Origin of the sequence: uncultured Streptococcus sp., from assembly GCF_963511325.1 — a bacterium.
GTDB lineage: Bacteria > Bacillota > Bacilli > Lactobacillales > Streptococcaceae > Streptococcus.
The window spans coordinates 1-20,201 of the sequence record NZ_CAUPII010000014.1; the positions used below are offsets into that span (position 1 = coordinate 1).

The window sequence follows — 20,201 nt, forward strand, 5'->3', positions numbered from 1 at the left end:
ACTGCGTTGACGCCGCCTTCGAACTCTGGACTCTCTGCCTTAGCTCCTTCCTCACTATTGACACCGCCTTTAAAGTCTGATGTGTCTGACTTAGAGGCTTCTACTGCGTTGACGCCGCCTTCGAACTCTGGACTCTCTGCCTTAGCTCCTTCCTCACCATTGACACCGCCTTCGAACTCTGATGCGTCTGACTTAGAGGCTTCTACTGCGTTGACGCCACCATCAAAGGCTGGATTCTCATGAACTGTACCTTCGCCATTGACACCGCCTTCAAAGTCTGAAATTTCATGAACAGCTGCTTCTCCTTTTGAAGTTTCCACTGGAATATATTCTGGAACTTCATGGACTGCTGCTTCTTCACCATTCACGCCACCCTCGAAGTCTGAGACTTCATGAACTGCTGCTTCGGCACCATTCACGCCACCTTCGAATTCTGGGACTTCATTAATAGTGCCCGGTGGATTTTCTTCAACTTCTATTTCTGGAATTTCATGAACTGCAGCTTCCTCACCATTGACACCGCCTTCGAATTCTGGAAATTCATGGATTTCTGCCTTTGCAGCATTTTTCCCACCAGGGACTCCTGCACCTTCGAGACTTACAGGCAAATTATGCATGCTCTCAATTGCACCATCAATGATTTCTGTAATTTCTTGACCAATATCTTCCTTGCTAGCTGCAAATAACAAGGTTTTTGAATCATACTGCGTCAAGAAGGTAGCAAAATTCCCATTTGCCAGTTTAAGAACTGGTGGTTGATTCACCAATACTTCTGAATCAAATTCTAAAGCGATGACATTTTTGCTCATCTCCACAGCATTTTTCACAGTTGCTTTTGTTGGAGAAATTCTATCCTTACTTAAGAAATCCCAGTTGAATTTTTTATAAGACAAGGTGTATTCATTTTGAGTGGCAGTTGCATGCTCATAAAGCAAACCAAATTCACCATTTCCAAGATCTTGCAAGGAGTTATAAGCAAATTTACCGCTTTGAATTGGATTGTGCTTGAGCCAAGTCAAATCTCCGTTAGCTTCCACTTGTGCCAAGTGTACCAAACCATTGTAACGTCCTGGACCACCTGCATTACTGAGGATGATATATTCCTTACCATCGTGCACCGTATGAATGGCAGACATTTGAACATAGACATCTTTGACATCTGAATAGCGTTTTACATCTTTTTCCCAAGTTGCTCCACCGTCTTTACTCGTTGCAACTTGCAAATCCCCTGTCAATCCACGCATGAAGAGTTTGAGATCCCCATTATTCAACTGAACAACAGTTGACTCAGTATTTTGAGCACCTGGATTATTCATAGTTGAAGAATGAATTGTTTGGTTACCTACTGGACGGTTATCATTGACCGCTTCACCAGCGTGCCAAGTTTCACCATGATCATCTGAATAAATAACGCGTGAAGACTGGGATCCACTGAGGTAGGATACGTTATTTGTAGTGTAGGCAGGGATAACCAGACGCCCTTTATGAGGTCCTGAATGTAAGGCAATACCTGTACCAGGTCCAGTACCTAAGAAGTGCATCCAGTCCTTACGAATGCCGTATGTAATATCTTTAGGTGCAGACCAAGTTTTTCCATCGTCATCGCTATAAGACATCCAGAGATAGTTAGTGTTTGAAACTCTAAAGATATTCTTGTCGCTATAATCGAAGTAGACATTACCAATCAGTTCTTCACCCTTGTATAGATCACCCTTATCACTATAGGCTGGTTTCTTAGGATCAACTACAACACGGTATTCTGTCTTTCTATTTTCAGGGTCAAAAACTTCGCCATTTTCACGAATGGTATAACGTCCTGCATCACCTTGTTTGTACAAGACTTGGTATACCTTGTCACCAATTTTCTCATAGGCTTGTGGCGCTTTTCCTGGCAAATCTCTAACAGCTTCGCCTTCTACGAACATATCATAAATGGCAAAGATTCTCTTAGTTTTCGGATCTTGAACTAGAGCCATGTCAATGTTGACTGGTGATCCTGCATGAGCTCTCTTAGCCTTCTCATTGTCACGAGGATTTGAGATGACGATTCTATCTCCCCAAGTTTTACCCTTATCATCACTACGACGAATGACCATACCGATATCACCCCAGTCAGAGTGATGCAAACGTCTCTCGTCTGCTCCAGCAATCAAGGTTCCCTTATCAGTTTTCAGCAGAGCTGGAATGCGGTAGCTTGCGATACCATCTTTATTTGGTTTGCGGTTCTCACCACCTTCAAAAACATCCAGTTTATCAGTAACTTTTGCTCCTTCAGGAAGTTTCTTCTCCAACTCTCCTCTTTCAAAAAGTTGGCTACGTTTTTTAACTTCTTCTTGAGAAAGAGCACGGTCATAAACAGTCAGATTACGGACTTTAAGATTAGCGCCCCAGAAGTTTTTGCCTGTGCGTTTTGTTGTACCGATTTGTACATGGTTGACATCTGGCATATCTTGAATGAAGCGACCAGACTGAGGACTTGTACGCGACAAGACACCATTCACATAGACACGAACTTGACCTTTTGGTTGGTCAGCATTTGGTCTTTCAACTGTAAAGGTTACAGAGTTCCACTCACCTGGCTTAATCTTCAAAGGAGCAGTTTTATAATCACCATAGAATTGATTTCCATTTGCATCACGACCTTCAACGATAGCTGTGTTATCAAGGATGGCCATGGTGAAATACTCATTTACTTTGGTATCACTAGAGACTGAGAAAAGGTTGTAAAAACGTGGAGCAGATGCATCTGGCTTAAACTCCATATGAATGGTCGCATTTTGAAGTTTTTTAAGCTTGTCAAGTTCCTCTTTCATGTCAATTCTTTGACCATTTGAAGGATTGGTTTCCACATCCTCTTTTTCAATAACAGTATTGGCATTTTCCAACTCTCTGGCATAAAAGTCACGGGGAATATTTCCAACTTCCTCGTCTTCACTCTCTGTAGCTGGAGTTTCGTTTGATGCTTCTGTTTCTGTTGGTTTTTCAGACCCTGGGTTTGCTTGCAACTCTTCACGGCTCACTTCTGTTCCACTATTATTTACTGTGGTTACTTGGCCTGCAAGCTCCTTATCGAGATTCGTCAGACTTCCTGTCTCTACTTCCTTAGGCAATTCTGGCAAAGATTGCCCCGCTGTTTCACCATTCGCTGATGGTAGCTCTTGAGCCAAAGCAGGGGCAGCACCAAAAACAATGGCTCCAATCACTACTGAAGCTGCTCCAACTGCAAATTTCCGAATTCCATATCTCTGTTTTCTATCAAAATCTCTCTGATTCATGTTTTCCCTTCCGTTATTTTAAAAAATAAAGCGCTTTCTTTTTTGCTTAAAATTTTTAGCCTTTCAGACTAGCTGCAAATAAGAAACTGTATTATTGAATGGAATTGCCATTCTTTGTAAATGAAATGCTGTTGCTCTTTTATAAATTCCAAGTTAAAAGATTCGCAACTAGCTATACTCCTTTCACTTTTTATCTTAACCATATTATATAATAAATATTCTAAATTTTAGACTTTATAATCCATAATAGATTCTACTTTCAAAGATATTTAGAAGTTTCAAACTACCTGAAACTACTTTCTCATTATCTGAGTCACATAAAGAAAAGACTGTAGTTCATTCGAAACTACAGAGCTTTTTTTCAATTTTTAGTGACCAAGATAGGTAAAGGGGATCTCACTACCACACAACCAGTTGTAAACTTGATCATTGACATGAACATTCATGGCTTCGTGAGCATATTCAGGCATGATACGATAACTCTTTTCACAAGTCAAACGGTTGTAAATAGCAAACTGAGTGATTGGATAGCAGACATCGTCATCAAGTCCAGTAATCATCCGAACTTCCCCCTTAATACGATGGGCAAGATTTTTTACATCGATATAGCTAAGTGTTTCCATAATCTGCTCTTCTGTCTCATGGAATGGATCATGGAACTTAAAGTAACGAAAAAGCTCATCATAGGCTTCGCTGGTATTTCCAATCTCTAGCACTCGTCTAAAGTCTGATAAGAATGGATAAATAGCTACGGTTCGCTTAATCCGTGGATTTAACCCCGCAGCCACTAGAGCCAGCGCTCCTCCTTGAGAAGCTCCATAGCTTGCTAATTGGCCTTCATCCACTTGTGGGAAGCTAGCTACAATCTCAACTAATTGATAAATATCAAGATAAACATCCTTATAGAAGAGTTGCTCTTTTCCTTCTACTGCACCACGAATGATTTGGCCCTTAACAGTATTTCCGAGTGGCGAGCGCAAGCCATCTTGTGAGTAACCAGACTGACCACGGACATCCATAGATACAACGCCATAACCAGCGACTGTAAAGGCCAACATATCTGCCCAATCCCAGCAACGTCCCATATAGCCATGGAAGTGAAAAATAACTGGTACTTTATGTTCAGATTTTGGTAAGACCACACGCGCATAAACAAGACCTTCCCGAGTGCCCTTAAAAGTTAGCTCATAACACTTCACATTTGGAATATGAAAATCACGTTCTTCTAGTTGGTAATCTGGCAAGACCGAAACCTTCTCTATTTCCCCATCCCAAAAATCGTCAAAGTCTTGCGGAACTTCATCTCGACCTCTGTAAGTTTTCATTTCTTCTATTAGTGCTGAATTTCTCATAAAACCCTCCTTAATTTTGTAAACGTTACCATAACTCTAGCACATAAAGGAAGGCAATGCAAGACTGATATTTTAAATAGAAAGTGATTTTAATTTTGAAGATTCATAAAAGCTTATCTGAAAGTAGTTTTATCCATTCCATTCTGTATAAATTCAATACACTTTCAAAGAATAACAGCTTCTTTTCTCTCTCCTCCAAGAGTCATTGAAGACTAGGCTTATACTCAAATCCAAACTAGGTCAGCTTTATCTGCAACCTCAAAGCCGTGCTTTGAGCAACCTACGGCTAGCTTCCTAGTTTGCTCTTTGATTTTCATTGAGTATTAGCATGTTTTCGGGTATATAGTTGTCTATCTTTAAACTAATGTTCTTTTACAAAAATAAAAAAGTTTCATAACCTTAATAGAATTATTCTACCAAGATTACAAAACTCTTTCTTATTTCAAATCTTTTTTATAGCGTTCCAACTCAGCTTGGTTTGCCCAAACATAGTGACCTGGACGAATTTCTACCATAGAAGGTTTATCAGTTTCATAGTCATGTTGATCTGGATCATAGACTTTCAAAACTTTTTTACGTTCCAAGATTGGGTCTGGAATAGGAACAGCTGATAGAAGTGCTTGCGTGTATGGATGAACTGGATTGTTAAACAATTCTTCAGTCTCAGCCACTTCAACAATGACACCCTTATAAATTACCGCGATACGATCAGAGATGAAACGAACTACTGACAAATCGTGGGCGATAAAGAGATAAGTCAAGCCTAATTCCTTTTGGAATTTCTTGAGCAAGTTCAAAACTTGGGCACGTACTGAAACGTCCAAGGCTGAAATCGGCTCATCCGCAATAACGAAGTCAGGTTGCATAACCAAGGCACGGGCAATCCCGATACGTTGACGTTGTCCACCTGAAAACTCATGTGGGTAACGTGTCAAATGTTCAGCCAAAAGTCCCACTTCACGAATAATATTTTGAACTTTTTCTTTTCTTTCTTCTTCATCTTTAAATAAATGGTGGTTATAAAGACCTTCAGAAATGATATAGTCAACCGTTGCACGTTCATTCAAACTTGCAGCAGGGTCCTGGAAAATCATTTGGATACGACGGATTAATTCCGAAGCTTGTTCACGTGATTTTTTACCATTAATTTTTTGACCTTCAAAGATGATATCACCTTTGCTGGTATCATTAAGACCGATAATAGCACGACCAATTGTTGTCTTACCACTACCAGACTCTCCAACAAGTGAGAAAGTTTCTCCTTTGTTGATAAAGAAGTTCGCATTTTTAACAGCGACAAACTTTTTGCTTCCTTCACCGAAGGAAATTTCTAAGTCTTTAATTTCTACTAATTTTTCAGACATTTCCTTCCTCCTAGTCCACAAGATGTGTAAAGCCCATCTTTTCACGAATCTTGTCGTGTAAATCTGCAATCACCGATGGTTTTTCAACTTTTGGAGCTTGTTCATGAAGCAACCATGTCTTAGCCCAATGAGTATCAGATACTGCAAACTGAGGTGCTTTTTCCTCGAAGTCAATCTTCATAGCATAATCTGAACGAAGAGCAAAAGCATCTCCCTTCAATTCAGTATAAAGCGATGGAGGTGTTCCAGGGATTGAGTACAATTCACCTTTGTCATCCGCAAGTTGAGGCAAGCTTGACAAGAGGCTCCATGTATATGGATGACGTGGGTCGTAGAAGATTTCTTCAACAGTACCATACTCGACGATTTCACCAGCATACATAACTGCAACTTTATCAGCGATACTTGCTACGACACCTAGGTCATGGGTGATAAAGATTGTTGTAAAGTGGTATTCGTGTTGAAGTGACTTCAACAAATCAATAATCTGTGCTTGGATGGTCACGTCAAGAGCTGTTGTCGGCTCATCACAGATAAGAATGTCTGGACGACAAGCAAGAGCAATCGCGATAACGATACGTTGACGCATTCCCCCAGAATATTGGAAAGGATACTCGTCAAAACGTTTCTCAGAATCTGGAATACCAACTTTATTCATATAGTCGATAGCCAATTCTTTAGCTTCTTGCGCAGTCTTGCCTTGGTGTTTAACAATAACTTCTGTGATTTGACTTCCGATTGTCTTGATTGGGTCTAGACTGGTCATTGGATCTTGGAAGATAGTTGCAATCTTCGCACCACGAATACTTTCCCAATCTTTATGAGAAGATAAAGCTGTCAAATCTTGCCCACGGTAATTAATACTACCTTGTGCAATACGACCATTTTCTTCCAACATTCCTGTGAATGTTTTTGTCAAAACTGATTTACCTGAACCTGACTCTCCAACTAAAGCGAGAACCTCTCCCTCGATCAGATCAATGGAGACACCTCGAATAGCTGTCAAAATCTTGTCACGAACATCAAATTCCACGACAATATCTTGAGCAGTCAAAATTACATTTTTTTCTTTTGTCATTTCTACTCCTATCTATGTGTACGTGGATCACTAGCATCCGCTAGGTTTTGACCTACTACGAAAAGGGACAAGGATACCAAGACCAAAGTTGTCAATGGAATCCAGAAGAGGTATGCATTGGTTGTTACGTTCTGAGAATAATCTGAAATCAAACGTCCCAAACTTGGTACTGTGATTGGCAAGCCAAGTCCAAAGAATGATAGGAAAGCTTCATATGAGATAAAAGATGGAAGCATTTGCGACGTACTCGTAACAATAACAGATACCAATTGGGGCATAATGTTTTTCATAATAATTTTGTAACTTGGTGTTCCCAAGGTACGTGAAGCAAGGTTGTACTCTAAATCACGGTAACGTAACATTTGGATACGAATTGAATGGGCAACACTAATCCAAGTGGTTACACTCATGGCAAAGATCAAATTCCAGAAACCTGCACCGATAGAGTAAGTCAAAACAATAACGATCAAAAGTGATGGAATATTGTTGATAACGTTGTAGACTTCCATCATGATACGGTCAACTGATTTTGAGATCCCCCAAATTCCACCAATAACAACACCGATAAAAAGGTTGACAAAGGTCGCAATGACAGAAATCAAGATAGAGTTACGAGCTCCAAACCAGACACCGTCAAAGAGAGATTTACCATTACTATCTGTACCAAACCAATGCTCAGCATTTGGCTTAATGTAACGAGCGCTAAAATCATTTACCTTACTTACATCATTGAAGTCAAAATCAGAGAACATTGGGTAAATGAAACTCATCAAAACAATTGCAATCAAGATACCTAGCATGATTACTGTTGATTTCTTCTTCAAAAACTGTCTAAAGACAGAACCCCAGTATGAGTAGGCAGGAGCATCAATTGCTTCAGAGGCATAATCATCACGTTTTACAAACTGAAATTTTTCATTACTAATTGTAGACATTATTTGCCTCCTTTCTCTGTCAATTTAATACGTGGGTCAATAATGGTCATCCAAATATCTCCAATAAGGTTTGAGAAGATTGAAACACAAGTGAAGATAAAGACGAGACCAACTACCATATTATTGTTTGAAGCCTTTACAGAGTCGATCAACATTTTACCCATACCTGGGAAGGCGAAGACTGTTTCAGTAAGAGTTGCTCCACCAATAACACCAATGATAGAACCTGGGATACCAGAAACGAGTGGTACCATAGCATTTTTAAAGATGTGCTTATCAGAAATCTCTTTCTCAGACAAACCTTTAGCACGAGCAAAACGAACGAAATCTTGTGATTGCAAGTCAATCATATAACGGCGAATCCAAATTGCCATAGTAGGTGCTCCTAGCAAGCCTAGAATCACTGCTGGAAGGACATAAGAACGCCAATCACCAGCACCCAAGATTGGGAATGAGTCTGGGAAGCCGATTGAAGAACCAATCAAACGAATAATATAGACTAGGGCAATCGTTGGAAGAGCCAACAAGAACGTTAGAGTCCCTGTAGCGAAACTATCGATCCAAGTGTTTTTGAAACGAGCCATTGCTGAACCAAGAGGAATCGCAATCGCATATGAAATCGCAAGACCAATCAAACCAGTGATAGCAGAACTTGCAATCATAGATGGGTACTGATAGTTGCTTTCAGTAGCTGTATATGGATCATCTTTACCGTAGTTCGCTACTTCACGAGCATCAGCTTGACTCGGAGATTTATAAGTTCTTGAGTAAATGTTAACTGATGATGTTTTCTTACCAGTTGGGAATTGAACTTCAGAAGTCTTCGTTTGTCCTTGTCCTTGTGTAATAACTTGAAGAACAGGAGTATTGGCATAAGTTGGATAAGAATCTCCTAGATTCAAGTTGACAAAGTTTTGGTGAACAAATGGGAACTGACTATTGAAGTATAAGAGGTATTTGTGTTTAGTACCTGAACCCACAAGAGACCAACCGATAGCAGGGTCATTCTCAAAGCGCAAATAACGCTCTAAGTTAGGATTCTCAGGGTCTTGGATCTTGTTTGTATGGTCAATATCAAGCAAGTTTGCATAGAATTTGAACACACGCTCAAAAATAGGAATTTCACGTGTAGCGTAGAATTGTCCACTCTCTGTAAACTCACCTAGAGTCCAACCATTCCCAAGTTGTTGGATATATTTTTCATAGATTGCTTTATTTGTATCATTTGCATCTACTGTAACAGAAGAGTCAATGCTACTAGCTTTTTCCTGCAACTCTTTCGTATCGTAATATTCGATATAACCCATACGCTCAAAGACAGTATTTTCATAGTTATCTCGTTTATCAGCCGTTGTCGCAATTTTATTGTAGTTAGTATCTTGTTTGAAGATCAACTTCCGTGGAACCATCGTATAGATGATTGTGTAAATCAAGGTCGTTACTAAGAAAATAGAAACCAACGACCGCAAGATACGCATAAAAACATATTTTTTCATATTATTTCCTTTAAAATCCCAAAAGAACCTTCTCCTTTAGGAGAGAAAGTTCTGATGAGCATTATTTATTTCACATGACTCGCTAACTCTTTTTGAGCTTTTTTGTTTGATTCAGCTTTTTCTTTGAGCCATTTTTCACGAGCTTCTTTGTACTCTTTGGTTGTTACAGTGTTAGCTTGCAATTGAAGATATTTGAAGTAAATATCTGAGCCTTTATCACCTGATTGAGTATAAGATTCTGAGAATGGTACTACGCGTGAAATAACTGGAGCAGCACCAGTAGACGACATAGCTGGAAGGAAGAGTGAGCTATCTGTCAACCAAGCTTGAGCTGCTGCATATTTCTCATAACGTTTGTTAAGATCACTTGTTTCACTAGCTGCATCATCAACTAATTTGTCGTAATCTTTCAAACCAACTTGAGCAACCGCTGGATTTGATGGATTATCATAGCCCATGTAGGTCTTAGTTGTTTCACTATTAGTTGATTTCAAGATATCAAGGTAAGTTGATGGATCATCATAGTCTGGATTCCATCCAACAGCACCTGAAAGGTCCCAATCTTCTGCTGCCGCACTAGCAGCGTAGTATGTGATATTGTGTAATTCATCCGTAGTGATTTGTTGGATATCGATAACTACATTATCTGTACCCAAAGCGGTCTCAACAGATTGTTTGAAGGACTGAATACGCGCAATGTAGTTCTTAGCAGTTTGGTCAACTGGAATATCCAAGTGGATTGGGAATTTTACGCCATCTGCTTCAAGGTCTTTTTTAGCTTTAGCTAATTCTGCTTTCGCTTTGTCTGCATTGTAAAGTCCATCTTGAGCATCTGCAAAGTTTACATCTTTCCACTCATCACCATAAGAAACAACTTTCTCAGTGACCAAGTCACCAAATGTTTTTTCACCTGCTGAAACAAATTCTGGTTTTACGAAGAGGTTACGAACAGCAAGTGCTGCTCCATCTTTACCATTAATCTGAGCCGAATATGCAGTGCGATCAAATGCAAAGTTCAAAGCTTGACGGAAATCTTTATTAAGAAGGGCTTTCTTAGTAGAAGTTTTTTCTTCGTCAGTTGTTTTTGAAGTATACTTATAGCTTTGGCGATCAATATTGACACCCAAACCAGCAACACCAGAACCTTGTGGGTTATAGTAGATATTATCTTTATATGTTTCTGCTACCTTAGAATAGTTCGAGCTAGTAGGGAAGAGACGGGCATAGCTGTATGCACCACTTGTAAAGTTACGCTCGATTGATTCTTGGTCCGAACCATCATAATAAGCAAGCGTTACAGTATCAATATGAACATTGTCTTTATCCCAATACTGTTCATTCTTCGCAAACTCGATAGAAGACTTAGCTGTCAATCCTTTAAGCAAGAACGGACCATTGTAAAGCAATGATGTTGGATCTGTCGCCTTACCAAAGTCTTTTCCTTTTGATTTTTCAAACTCTGCGTTCAAAGGCCAAAAAATTCCGTAAGACAGTTTAGAGTTCCAGTATGGTTCTGGTTGGTTCAATGTATATTGAAGAGTGTAATCATCGACTGCTTTAACACCTACTGCAGAGAAGTCTGTGTTGTTTCCTGACAAGTAGTCAGCCAATCCTTTAACAGAATTTTGTGCTAGGTAAAGGGCGGCTGATTTATTGTCGGCTGCGTGTTTCAAACCTGTAACAAAGTCATTTGCAGTTACTTCTGCATATTCTTCACCATCAGATGTGAACCATTTTACACCTTTACGAATTTTATACGTGTATGTTAAACCATCTTGAGATACTGACCAATCTTCAGCGACTGCAGGAGTAAGGTTACCATACTTATCATTCGTAAAGAGTCCATCGATACCGTTTGAAGTGGCAACTTTTGTACTTTGTTTACCAGAGATAAGGTAGTCCAATGTTTCTGGATCAGCAGTGTATACATAACCATATGCTTTTGGTGCTTCAGCATTTGATGATTTTGAAGAACCACAAGCTGCGAGAACGCCTGTTGCAAGTAGGGCAACCCCTGCTACCGCAAAAATCCGACCTTTTTTCATGTTTAGTTAACTCCTCTATTAAAATTAATGAGATACTGTTAATTATACCATAATCCCTTTCAAAAGTAAACGAATTTTCAGAATATTTTGTCGCATGCCTTTTTAAATCAGGAAAGCAGGATAACTTACATTTTCAGAAAAGAAACTATTGACGAGATTTAATTTAAAAGGTATAATAATAAAAGTTAAGGCGGTATAGCCAAGTGGTAAGGCACGGCTCTGCAAAAGCTTGATCGTCGGTTCAAATCCGTCTACCGCCTCTATATTATCAAAGGCTCCTACAGGGGTCTTTTCTTTTTTACTACTAGAAAAGCTTTATCAGTTCTACTCTGATAAAGCTTTTGTTTTATTCTGTTTCTTCTTCTGATTCGAGTGCTTGGATTTGAACCTTAAGCTTGGTTACACGTCCATTTTTGACTTTATCATTGGTTAGAGTGATATGCTTATTGCTACTTTCTAACTCATAGCTAAGTTTTTCTGATGTTGGAATAGTTCCCACGCCAGTCAAATAGTAACCAGCAATCGTATCTACATCGTCACTTTCAAGTTCAACATCGAAATAACTATTGAAGTCGTTCAAGTTCATCGTACCTTGAACAATATAGGTATTCTCACCAATAGTGTGAACATAGACTTCAGCTCGGTCAGTTTCATCATCAATCTCACCAACAATCTCCTCAAGGAGATCCTCCAACGTAACTAGACCAGCCATACCTCCATACTCATCCAGTAGGATAGCCATCTGTCTTTGGGTATTTCTAAACTCTTTTAATAAATCATCAACAAAAATGGTTTCAGGTACAAAGAGTGGATCTTGTAAGATTCGCTTCCAGACAATATTGTCAAAACCGCTGGCAAAGGCTTCTTTAAGAAGACTCTTAGTATGAATCAATCCAATAACATTATCCTTATCTCCATCATAAACAGGAATACGAGAAAAGTTCTGTTTTAAGATACTTTGGATAATGGTTTGAGTGTCATCTTGAATATCTACCATGAAAGCATCGGTTCGAGGAACCATGACTTCACGTGCCATGAGCTCGTCTAGCGAGAAAATCCCTTGTAACATTTCAATTTCATCAGCATCCAAGGTTTCTTCACTCTTAGACAACATGTACTCAATCTCATCACGAGTCATTTTTTCATCTGCATCGTCAAATGTCATCGGTGTCAATTGACTCAAGAGATTAGTTGATGCTGAGAGCATCCAAACGAAGGGACTCACAATCTTACCAAGAGCAATAATAAACGGTACTGTTCTGATAGCCAAGGCATCCTTAAGATTTAGAGCAATTCGCTTAGGATAAAGCTCACCAAAAACAATAGAAATATAGGTCAAGAAAGCTAATGATAAGAAGCTAGCTACCGCATAGGCAGTTTCGCTATTTCCCATCCAAGAGGCAATCAACTCTCCAAGTGAATCTGCTAGTTTAGCCCCTGACAAGATCGTAATTAAGGTGATACCAACTTGAATGGTTGATAAAAAGTGATTCGGGTTTTCAAGTACCTTTAGTAAACGGATATAGCGTTTATCTCCCTCTTCGGCTTTTTGCTCAACACGTGAACGACTAAGTGAAACCATGGCCATTTCTGTTGCAGAGAAAAAGGCATTTAAAAAGGTCAAAACAACTAATAAAACAAATTGCAGTAACAAATCCTGACTGCTCGGGTCTTCCATTTTCCTTCTCCTAAAAAGTATAATTGAAACTATTATACCATATTTTCCAATTTCTACACATTAATTTTCAATTTCTATGATAAAGGGGCGTGGAACAAAGAGCTGAACCCCTAGTCTTGATGCTTTAGTTCCAGCCTTGTGAATTTTCAAAAAAGCTCTTTAAAAATCTGAAAAGAGGAAAATACAACCAATCGTGTCAACAGTTCATGACTAATAAAAAACGAGGTTGGGATTTTCCCTCAACCTCTTGATCAATTAGTTATTTTTTGTGACTGTGACCTCACCTGTTCGGTAATCTAACTGAATTCCCTTTTGGACATTTGGAATAACGACATTAAACTCCAATTCTCCATCAGAGGACTTAGCTTCAATCTGCGATGCGGACGGCACCAAGTCTTCCTCAGACGCATAGAGCAACGTCACACGGTAACGCACTCGTTTATTCTGATCTAGGGCTTTTCGAACCAGACTTTCATAGTAGTTTTGGCCTGTGGAATCTTCTGCACGCGCTTGGTTGGCCCAAGCTGTCTGTACGGCAATATTTTTAGGATTGCTGGTAGAAGCATCGAAGCCATCTAAGCCACCTATCAAGGCATAGCCTAACAAGTGTCCTCTATCAACTGCGTGATTATAACTTCCTTTTAGGTTCTTAACCTGATGCCAACCCGCAGGCGTCCAAGATGTTGAACCATTGCCAGTTTCTTCACGGTCCTTGTACTGTCTTGTTGCCTTTGACATGATTGCATTCGCTACTGTGGGAACTGTCTCTCCTCCTACAGTTTTTGTCTTGTTATCCGCATAGGGTTTACTTGAAACCTTAGCGTCTAGATTGGTTTTATTGTTATTGACGATAAAGGCTCCTGCGCCATTCCACTCTAGCGTGCCCTTGATTTGTTTTTTAACTGAATCTGTTAGGACACTTTCTGCCAGTTCTTGACTTGGAGTATCAGACGACTGTGATTTTTGTTTTACTTGTGTTTGTGGTGCAGTGTTGGAAGACTGCATTTGTTTAATATAGTAGCTTCCTGCTGACAAGAGCAAAAAGAGCAAGAGGCCAATTAGGGCCTGCCTTGTTTTTTTATTCATATTTTCTCCTTGTACTCTTCGAAAATCTCTTCAAACCACGTCAGCTTCATCTTGCCGTATATGTGTTACTGACTTCGTCAGTTCTATCCACAACCTCAAAACGGTGTTTTGAGCAACCTGCGGTTCTCTTCCTAGTTTGCTCTTTGATTTTCATTGAGTATTACATTCACTTCCTAGAAAAAGACTGGTCTCCCAGCCTATTTTCCTGTAAATTTTGCAATGAGTTCTTGCCATTTTGCTGGTGCTAAAATAGCCCAAGGATCTTGACCTTTTCCTAGAATACCATAGCCAATCATCAAACCAATAGCAAGAGCTAAGACTCCTAGTAGTAATACTACAATTACTAGAATAAAGCGACGTAAGACATATTTGGATTGTTTATTCATCTTCATCAGCTTCCACACTTACCCGTTCAATCTTAGCTCCTAACTGGGCTAATTTTTCATGAAAACGGTAGTAACCTCTATCTAAATGGACAAGCTTTCCTACAACTGTTTCGCCTTCAGCTACCAAGCCAGTCAAAATCAAGGCTGCACTGGCACGTAAGTCTGTCGATAGAACTTCTGCACCTTGGAGTCGTTGTCCGCCGATAATACGGGCTGTATCACGGATGATTTCAGAGTGCAAACCCATACGACGCATTTCCTCTAAATGTTGAAAACGATTCTCAAATACAGTTTCTACCATAGTTGACTCACCTTGCGCAACGGTCATTAGAGCAGTGAACTGCGCTTGCATATCTGTCGGAAATCCTGGATGTGGAAGTGTCTTAACATGAACAGCCTTTAATTTTTCACGTTGAGAACGAATACGAATTCCTTCGTCCTCATCGATGACTTCAACACCCATTTCCTGTAATTTAGCAATCAAGGGACGATTATGTTCCCAGATAGCATCCAGAATCAAGACATCTCCACCTGTAATGGCAGCTGCTACCATGAAGGTCCCTGCTTCAATACGGTCTTGCACAACATTGTGGGTTGCACCGTGTAGTTGCTCAACACCAGTAATGGTAATAGTTTCTGTTCCTGCCCCCTTAACTTTGGCACCCATTTTATTTAGGAGAACAGCCAAGTCGACAATCTCAGGTTCACGCGCAGCATTTTCAATGACTGTAACGCCGTTAGCAAGAGTTGCTGCCATCATCAAGTTTTGAGTAGCACCTACACTTGGAAAGTCCATGTAGATATGTGCACCGTGCAAGCGTTCCGCCTTAGCTTCAATATAACCTGCCGTCTGAGTAATCTCAGCCCCCATTGCTTCGAGTCCTTTAAGGTGGAGGTCTATCGGACGACTACCGATCGTACAGCCACCTGGCATAGAAACTTTAGCATGTCCCACACGAGCCAAGATTGGCCCCAATACTACAATAGAAGCACGCATCTTGCTGACGTACTTATAAGGTGCTTCTTCGGTGATGTCTCCAGTAGCATCAACTTCAACAACATGTGCTTCTTGATCAAAGTCTACTTTCGCATTTAATCCACGAACCACCTGATTCATGGTAAAAACATCCGATAAAATAGGAACATTTTTTAAGACCGTTTTTCCTTCACTTGCTAAAATAGTTGCTGCAAGCAGTGGCAAAACTGCATTTTTTGCGCCCTCGATGGTAACACTTCCAACCAAACGATTATCGCCACCTTGAACTACAATTTTTTCCATAGAGTATTTTCCTTCACTTACAATTTTAAAATAGCGTCCTAACTGCTTCTTGCCAAAGTTGGTAAAGGTTCAGAAAAAAGGAACTAACCAGATATCCTAAACCGATACTACACAATACTACCAAGAGTCGAACCTTCTTCGCATTATCCTTTGTCACCTTCAAAATTTGATCCCATCTGACCAAATCTTTCAAGAGCTGAAAGACTAGGTAGACAAAAAACATATGACTACTAAGGGTAAAAAACAATTGAATCATTTGCCTATTATACCATCTTCTTTTTTTCTACGCTAGTTTAGGGATTCGCCTACTGTTTAGGGATTGTTTTTTAAATAGTCAATCGCATCTTGAAGCGTTTTGACTGGAACGATTTTCATGTCTGTTTTAATCATTTGAGCTGCTTCTAGAGCTGTGTCATAGTTACTCTTGGCATTTGGATTTGCCTTTTTAGCTTCCTCAGTTACTGGATTGTTAGGAGCAAAGAATACAGTAGCTCCCTTTTTAGCTGCGGCAACCACTTTTTTATCAATTCCGCCAATGTCACCTACGTTACCATCTCTATCGATGCTTCCGGTACCCGCAATGATACGTCCATTTCGAAGAGTAGGATCTGCAATTTGCGTATAGATGGATAAACTGAACATCATTCCGGCACTAGGACCTCCAATGCCAGCAGTTGAAAATTTGATTGGTACATCACTAGATACTTCTGTGCGGTCAATCAAACCTATTCCGATACCATTCTTCCCATTTTCTAGAGTAATGATCTTTCCTTCGGCAGTCTTAACTTTTCCATCCTCCTCATAAGTAACCTTCACCTGATCGCCTAGAGTTTGAGAATTAACGTAATCCACCATCTCTTTTGAACTCTCAAAAGTTTTATCATTCACAGCTGTTACGGTGTCAGCAATATTAAGAACTCCCTTGAAAGTCGAGTTATCTGTTACAGTCAAAACGTAGACACCCAAATATTTGAGCTCTATTTCCTTACCCGCCGTCTTTAGACCTTGATATTTGGCCATGTTTTGCGAAGTTTCCATGTAAAACTGGTTGATTCTCATAAATTCTGCATCTGATGAACCACCAGTCATCTCTTTGGCGCTATGTATGTCCGTGAAAGGAGTTAGCCAGGCATAAAACAAGTCAACCATTCTAGCGTGCTTAACTCCAACCGTCACAAATTGGTAGGAACCTTCCTCTTGGTCAGGTTGGTTATTAACTTGTAAAACCTTTCGAATATCTTCAGAAGTTCCTGGCACCTCGATATAATAAGGCAGGGGCACCGTAAAAGCGATAAAAGTGATAATGAGCCCAATAATGAGATATAAGGGCCATCTAGTTTTTTTCTTCATTGTTTAACTCCTCTAGGACAGCATTTGGTACATAATCACTGATATCTTGACCAAATTTCAATAGTTCTCTCACAGCTGAAGAGCTGATGTAAACATGCTCCGGCCGACTGTGAAGGTAGATTGTCTCCATTTCTCCTGCTAGCTGATGGTTGTAAAAATCAAAACTGGCTTCATACTGAAGATCTGTTGCATTACGCAAGCCACGCACCAAGACCTCTGCACCTAATTTTCTAGCAACATCAACGACTAATTCATCGTGAGAAGCTATGACTTGGACATTTTTGAGATGTGCTAGTGCTTTTTCAACAGTTTTCTTTCGGCTCTCAATCGTCAAAAATCCTGTTTTATGAGGATTATAAAAAATTCCTACATACAATTGATCAAAGAGCTTACTTGCACGCTCAATGAGATCCAAATGTCCATTGGTCATCGGATCAAAGGAACCTGTAAATAGCCCAATCTTATCTGACATAAACCGTCACCTTACTAATCCCATATATTTTTTCCTTCCAGATACCCAAACAGGCGATTTCTTCTGGAAGTTCTACTGATTTATCGGTTTCGCAAACCACCATGACATCTTCTGAAAAAAGATCTCTCTCTGCCATTTTTTCAATATCTGACACGATTTGTTCTTTTGCATAGGGAGGGTCCAAAAAAATTAGATCAAAGGCACCATCCACCTGTTCTAATGCACGACTGGATTCCATTTTCAATAATTGAAACTTGGAAGTTTCCTTAGTCATTCGGATATTTTCTGCGACTATATTCTGGGCTCGGCGATCCTTCTCGACCAGAACGGCACTGGACATCCCTCTTGAGACTGCTTCGATGGATAGACCACCACTGCCAGCATAAAGATCTAGCACTCGCCCACCTTCAAAGTAGGGACCAATCATATTAAAAATAGCGCCCCTTACCTTATCTGAAGTAGGTCGAGTTGTTTTACCGTCCAGCGTCTTTAAAGGACGCCCTCCGTAGATACCTGATACGATTTTCATACCGTATATTATACCAAATTCTTATCAAAAAAAGAAAATCGAACCTTACGGCTCGATTGATTAAAGAATATTTTCGTAGGTGTCTCTCACTTCTTGTGGCCAAACACTGGTTTGGACTTCACCGATGTGCTTCTTACGAAGCAGGAACATAGCCATACGAGATTGGCCAATTCCTCCACCAATTGTCAATGGGAAGAGGCCGTTTAAGAGAGCTTTGTGCCACTCCAAAGAAAGGCGGTCTTCGTCTCCTGTGATAGCTACTTGGCGACGGAGGGTGTCTTCATCGACACGAATGCCCATTGAAGACAATTCAAAGGCTGCACCCAAATTATCATTCCAAACAAGGATGTCCCCATTCAAGCCATGATAGCCATTTTCAGATTCAGTTGTCCAGTCATCATAGTCTGGTGCACGTCCATCATGAGGTTTTCCATCTGACAATTCTCCACCGATACCAATTAGGAAGACCGCACCGAACTCCTTACAGATAGCATTTTCACGTTCTTTTGGTGTCAAGTCTGGGTAGCGTTCTACCAACTCTTCTGTATGGATAAAGGTAATTTGCTTAGGCAAAATTGACTCAATATCATAGCGTGCTTCTACTGCTAACTCTGTCAAACGAATCGCCTTATAAATCTTTTCTACCGTTTCTTTAAGATAGGCAAGATTGCGCTGTCCGTTTGGAATAACTTTTTCCCAGTCCCACTGGTCTACATAGACTGAGTGAGTCGCATCTAGTGAATCTTCGTCTGGACGAAGGGCCTTCATGTGAACAAAGAGGCCTTCACCCTCGCCAAAACCAAAACGGGCCAAGGTATGGCGCTTCCACTTAGCAAGCGAATGTACCACCTCATAAGATTCATCTGGAATTTGCAAAACCTTAACAGAAACTGGATGTTCAATCCCTGAAAGGTTATCCTGCATCCCGTCCCCAACTTTACTCAAGATTGGACCCTGCACTTCTACAACTTCTAACTTATCTTTCAAATACTGGGTAAAGGTATTTTTTACAAAGGAAATTTCTTCCTGTTGATGGATAAAACTTTTCTTCATACATCTCTCCTTTTGAATAATAAGATGATTATACCCTTTTGCTAGTAAAAATAAAAGTAAAAATTTAAAAAAGAGCTCATTTGAGCTCTAAAAGTATTAATCGTCACTTCCAAAGATACGCAAGAAGCTAAGAAAAAGGTTGATAAAGTCAAGGTAGAGGCTAAGCGCCAAAGAAATTGCCCAACCTGTAGCGACTTGACCATTTGATTCTTCATAAACATAGCGAATCTTTTGGTTATCCCAAGCAATCAAACCTGCAAAAACAAGAACCATGACTATACTGATAATGTAGTCAAAGAGACCACTGTTTAAAAATACATTGACAATCATAGCTAAAATGAAACCTACCAAGGCTGCAATCAAAGCACGCCCGATACCACTCAAGTCCTTTTTAATCACAACTCCGACAATTGCCATGACAAAGAAAAGGGCAGCGCTGGAAATGAAAGCCGTTAGAACCGTTCCTGGTAGATAGAGCGACACGATGAAACTCAGTGAAAAACCGTTCACTACTGAATAGATGAGAAACATCGGAAGAGCTGCTGGGCTATTTTTATAAGCCATATTACTGGCTGCAATTACAAGAGCAACTTCAACTACTCCTGTCACGATTAGCCATATGCGGGCATTAAGCATCAACTGAACAAGAAGGTCTTGGAAGGTTGTTAACATCAAGGCTGAAACAAGTGCAGATAAGGCGATCCCAATTCCTACAAAAGCATAAACTTTTGCATAAAATTGATTCAAACCTGAACGTTCTTGAATAATTGTTTGATTCATATCTTTTTCTCCTTATGAAATCTTTTTACTGATTATAACAAAA

The 20,201-nt window shown here is 39.9% G+C and carries 17 protein-coding genes and 1 tRNA gene; 1 reads left to right on the forward strand and 17 read right to left on the reverse strand.

Going from position 1 to position 20,201, the window contains the following annotated elements:
- The 7 genes from RQ973_RS05305 to RQ973_RS05335 form a co-directional block, all read right to left on the reverse strand.
- Window positions 1-3,275, reverse strand: a 3,275-nt coding sequence (locus tag RQ973_RS05305; RefSeq protein ID WP_311523057.1) for an SIALI-17 repeat-containing surface protein, incomplete at its 3' end; no start/stop codon positions are given.
- Window positions 3,276-3,643: 368 nt separating this feature from the next.
- Window positions 3,644-4,627 carry an acetylxylan esterase gene (locus RQ973_RS05310; RefSeq protein WP_281335230.1) on the reverse strand — a complete coding sequence of 328 codons (984 nt, stop codon included), beginning with the start codon at window positions 4,625-4,627 and terminating at the stop codon, window positions 3,644-3,646.
- 437 nt (window positions 4,628-5,064) lie between these two features.
- Window positions 5,065-5,991 (reverse strand): ATP-binding cassette domain-containing protein, encoded by a 927-nt coding sequence (locus tag RQ973_RS05315; protein ID WP_001291283.1) that lies wholly within the window; start codon window positions 5,989-5,991, stop codon window positions 5,065-5,067.
- Between the two features lie 10 nt (window positions 5,992-6,001).
- A complete protein-coding gene (locus RQ973_RS05320) occupies window positions 6,002-7,069 on the reverse strand; it encodes an ABC transporter ATP-binding protein (protein ID WP_281335229.1) in 1,068 nt (355 codons plus the stop codon).
- 8 nt (window positions 7,070-7,077) lie between these two features.
- Window positions 7,078-8,004, reverse strand: coding sequence for an oligopeptide ABC transporter permease OppC (gene oppC, locus RQ973_RS05325; RefSeq protein WP_248035153.1), 927 nt, complete (start codon window positions 8,002-8,004; stop codon window positions 7,078-7,080).
- Entirely contained in the window at window positions 8,004-9,500 is a 1,497-nt protein-coding gene (locus tag RQ973_RS05330) for an ABC transporter permease (protein ID WP_049502738.1), read from the reverse strand. The genes oppC and RQ973_RS05330 overlap by 1 nt, the downstream gene beginning before the upstream one ends.
- A gap of 65 nt (window positions 9,501-9,565) precedes the next feature.
- Window positions 9,566-11,545, reverse strand: coding sequence for a peptide ABC transporter substrate-binding protein (locus RQ973_RS05335; protein WP_281335228.1), 1,980 nt, complete (start codon window positions 11,543-11,545; stop codon window positions 9,566-9,568).
- A 189-nt stretch (window positions 11,546-11,734) separates the two neighbouring features.
- On the opposite strand from RQ973_RS05335, the gene RQ973_RS05340 reads away from it, so the two are divergent.
- Window positions 11,735-11,805: transfer RNA gene (locus RQ973_RS05340), tRNA-Cys, on the forward strand.
- A gap of 86 nt (window positions 11,806-11,891) precedes the next feature.
- Here the strand turns inward: RQ973_RS05340 and RQ973_RS05345 are convergent.
- From RQ973_RS05345 to RQ973_RS05390, 10 genes are all read right to left on the reverse strand, one after another.
- Window positions 11,892-13,223: a hemolysin family protein gene (locus tag RQ973_RS05345; RefSeq protein WP_281335227.1), complete on the reverse strand. Its 1,332-nt coding sequence runs from the start codon at window positions 13,221-13,223 to the stop codon at window positions 11,892-11,894.
- Between the two features lie 255 nt (window positions 13,224-13,478).
- Window positions 13,479-14,309: a DNA/RNA non-specific endonuclease gene (locus tag RQ973_RS05350; protein WP_301559504.1), complete on the reverse strand. Its 831-nt coding sequence runs from the start codon at window positions 14,307-14,309 to the stop codon at window positions 13,479-13,481.
- Between the two features lie 197 nt (window positions 14,310-14,506).
- Window positions 14,507-14,695, reverse strand: a complete 189-nt coding sequence (locus tag RQ973_RS05355) for a DNA-directed RNA polymerase subunit beta (protein WP_060956404.1) — start codon at window positions 14,693-14,695, stop codon at window positions 14,507-14,509.
- Window positions 14,688-15,974 (reverse strand): UDP-N-acetylglucosamine 1-carboxyvinyltransferase, encoded by a 1,287-nt coding sequence (gene murA / locus RQ973_RS05360; RefSeq protein ID WP_311523060.1) that lies wholly within the window; start codon window positions 15,972-15,974, stop codon window positions 14,688-14,690. The genes RQ973_RS05355 and murA overlap by 8 nt, the downstream gene beginning before the upstream one ends.
- Window positions 15,975-15,999: 25 nt before the next feature.
- A complete protein-coding gene (locus RQ973_RS05365) occupies window positions 16,000-16,230 on the reverse strand; it encodes a DUF1146 family protein (RefSeq protein ID WP_311523062.1) in 231 nt (76 codons plus the stop codon).
- Between the two features lie 56 nt (window positions 16,231-16,286).
- A complete protein-coding gene (locus RQ973_RS05370) occupies window positions 16,287-17,324 on the reverse strand; it encodes a SepM family pheromone-processing serine protease (RefSeq protein WP_000730764.1) in 1,038 nt (345 codons plus the stop codon).
- Window positions 17,308-17,796: a pantetheine-phosphate adenylyltransferase gene (coaD, locus tag RQ973_RS05375; RefSeq protein ID WP_153225126.1), complete on the reverse strand. Its 489-nt coding sequence runs from the start codon at window positions 17,794-17,796 to the stop codon at window positions 17,308-17,310. The genes RQ973_RS05370 and coaD overlap by 17 nt, the downstream gene beginning before the upstream one ends.
- Window positions 17,786-18,325, reverse strand: coding sequence for a 16S rRNA (guanine(966)-N(2))-methyltransferase RsmD (gene rsmD / locus RQ973_RS05380; protein WP_049509607.1), 540 nt, complete (start codon window positions 18,323-18,325; stop codon window positions 17,786-17,788). The genes coaD and rsmD overlap by 11 nt, the downstream gene beginning before the upstream one ends.
- Before the next feature lie 60 nt (window positions 18,326-18,385).
- Complete coding sequence (gene asnA, locus RQ973_RS05385) at window positions 18,386-19,378, reverse strand: aspartate--ammonia ligase (RefSeq protein WP_281335223.1); 993 nt, start codon at window positions 19,376-19,378, stop codon at window positions 18,386-18,388.
- A gap of 96 nt (window positions 19,379-19,474) precedes the next feature.
- On the reverse strand, window positions 19,475-20,158 hold the full coding sequence (locus RQ973_RS05390; RefSeq protein ID WP_281335222.1) for a Bax inhibitor-1/YccA family protein: 684 nt from the start codon (window positions 20,156-20,158) through the stop codon (window positions 19,475-19,477).
- Window positions 20,159-20,201 lie beyond the last annotated feature (43 nt).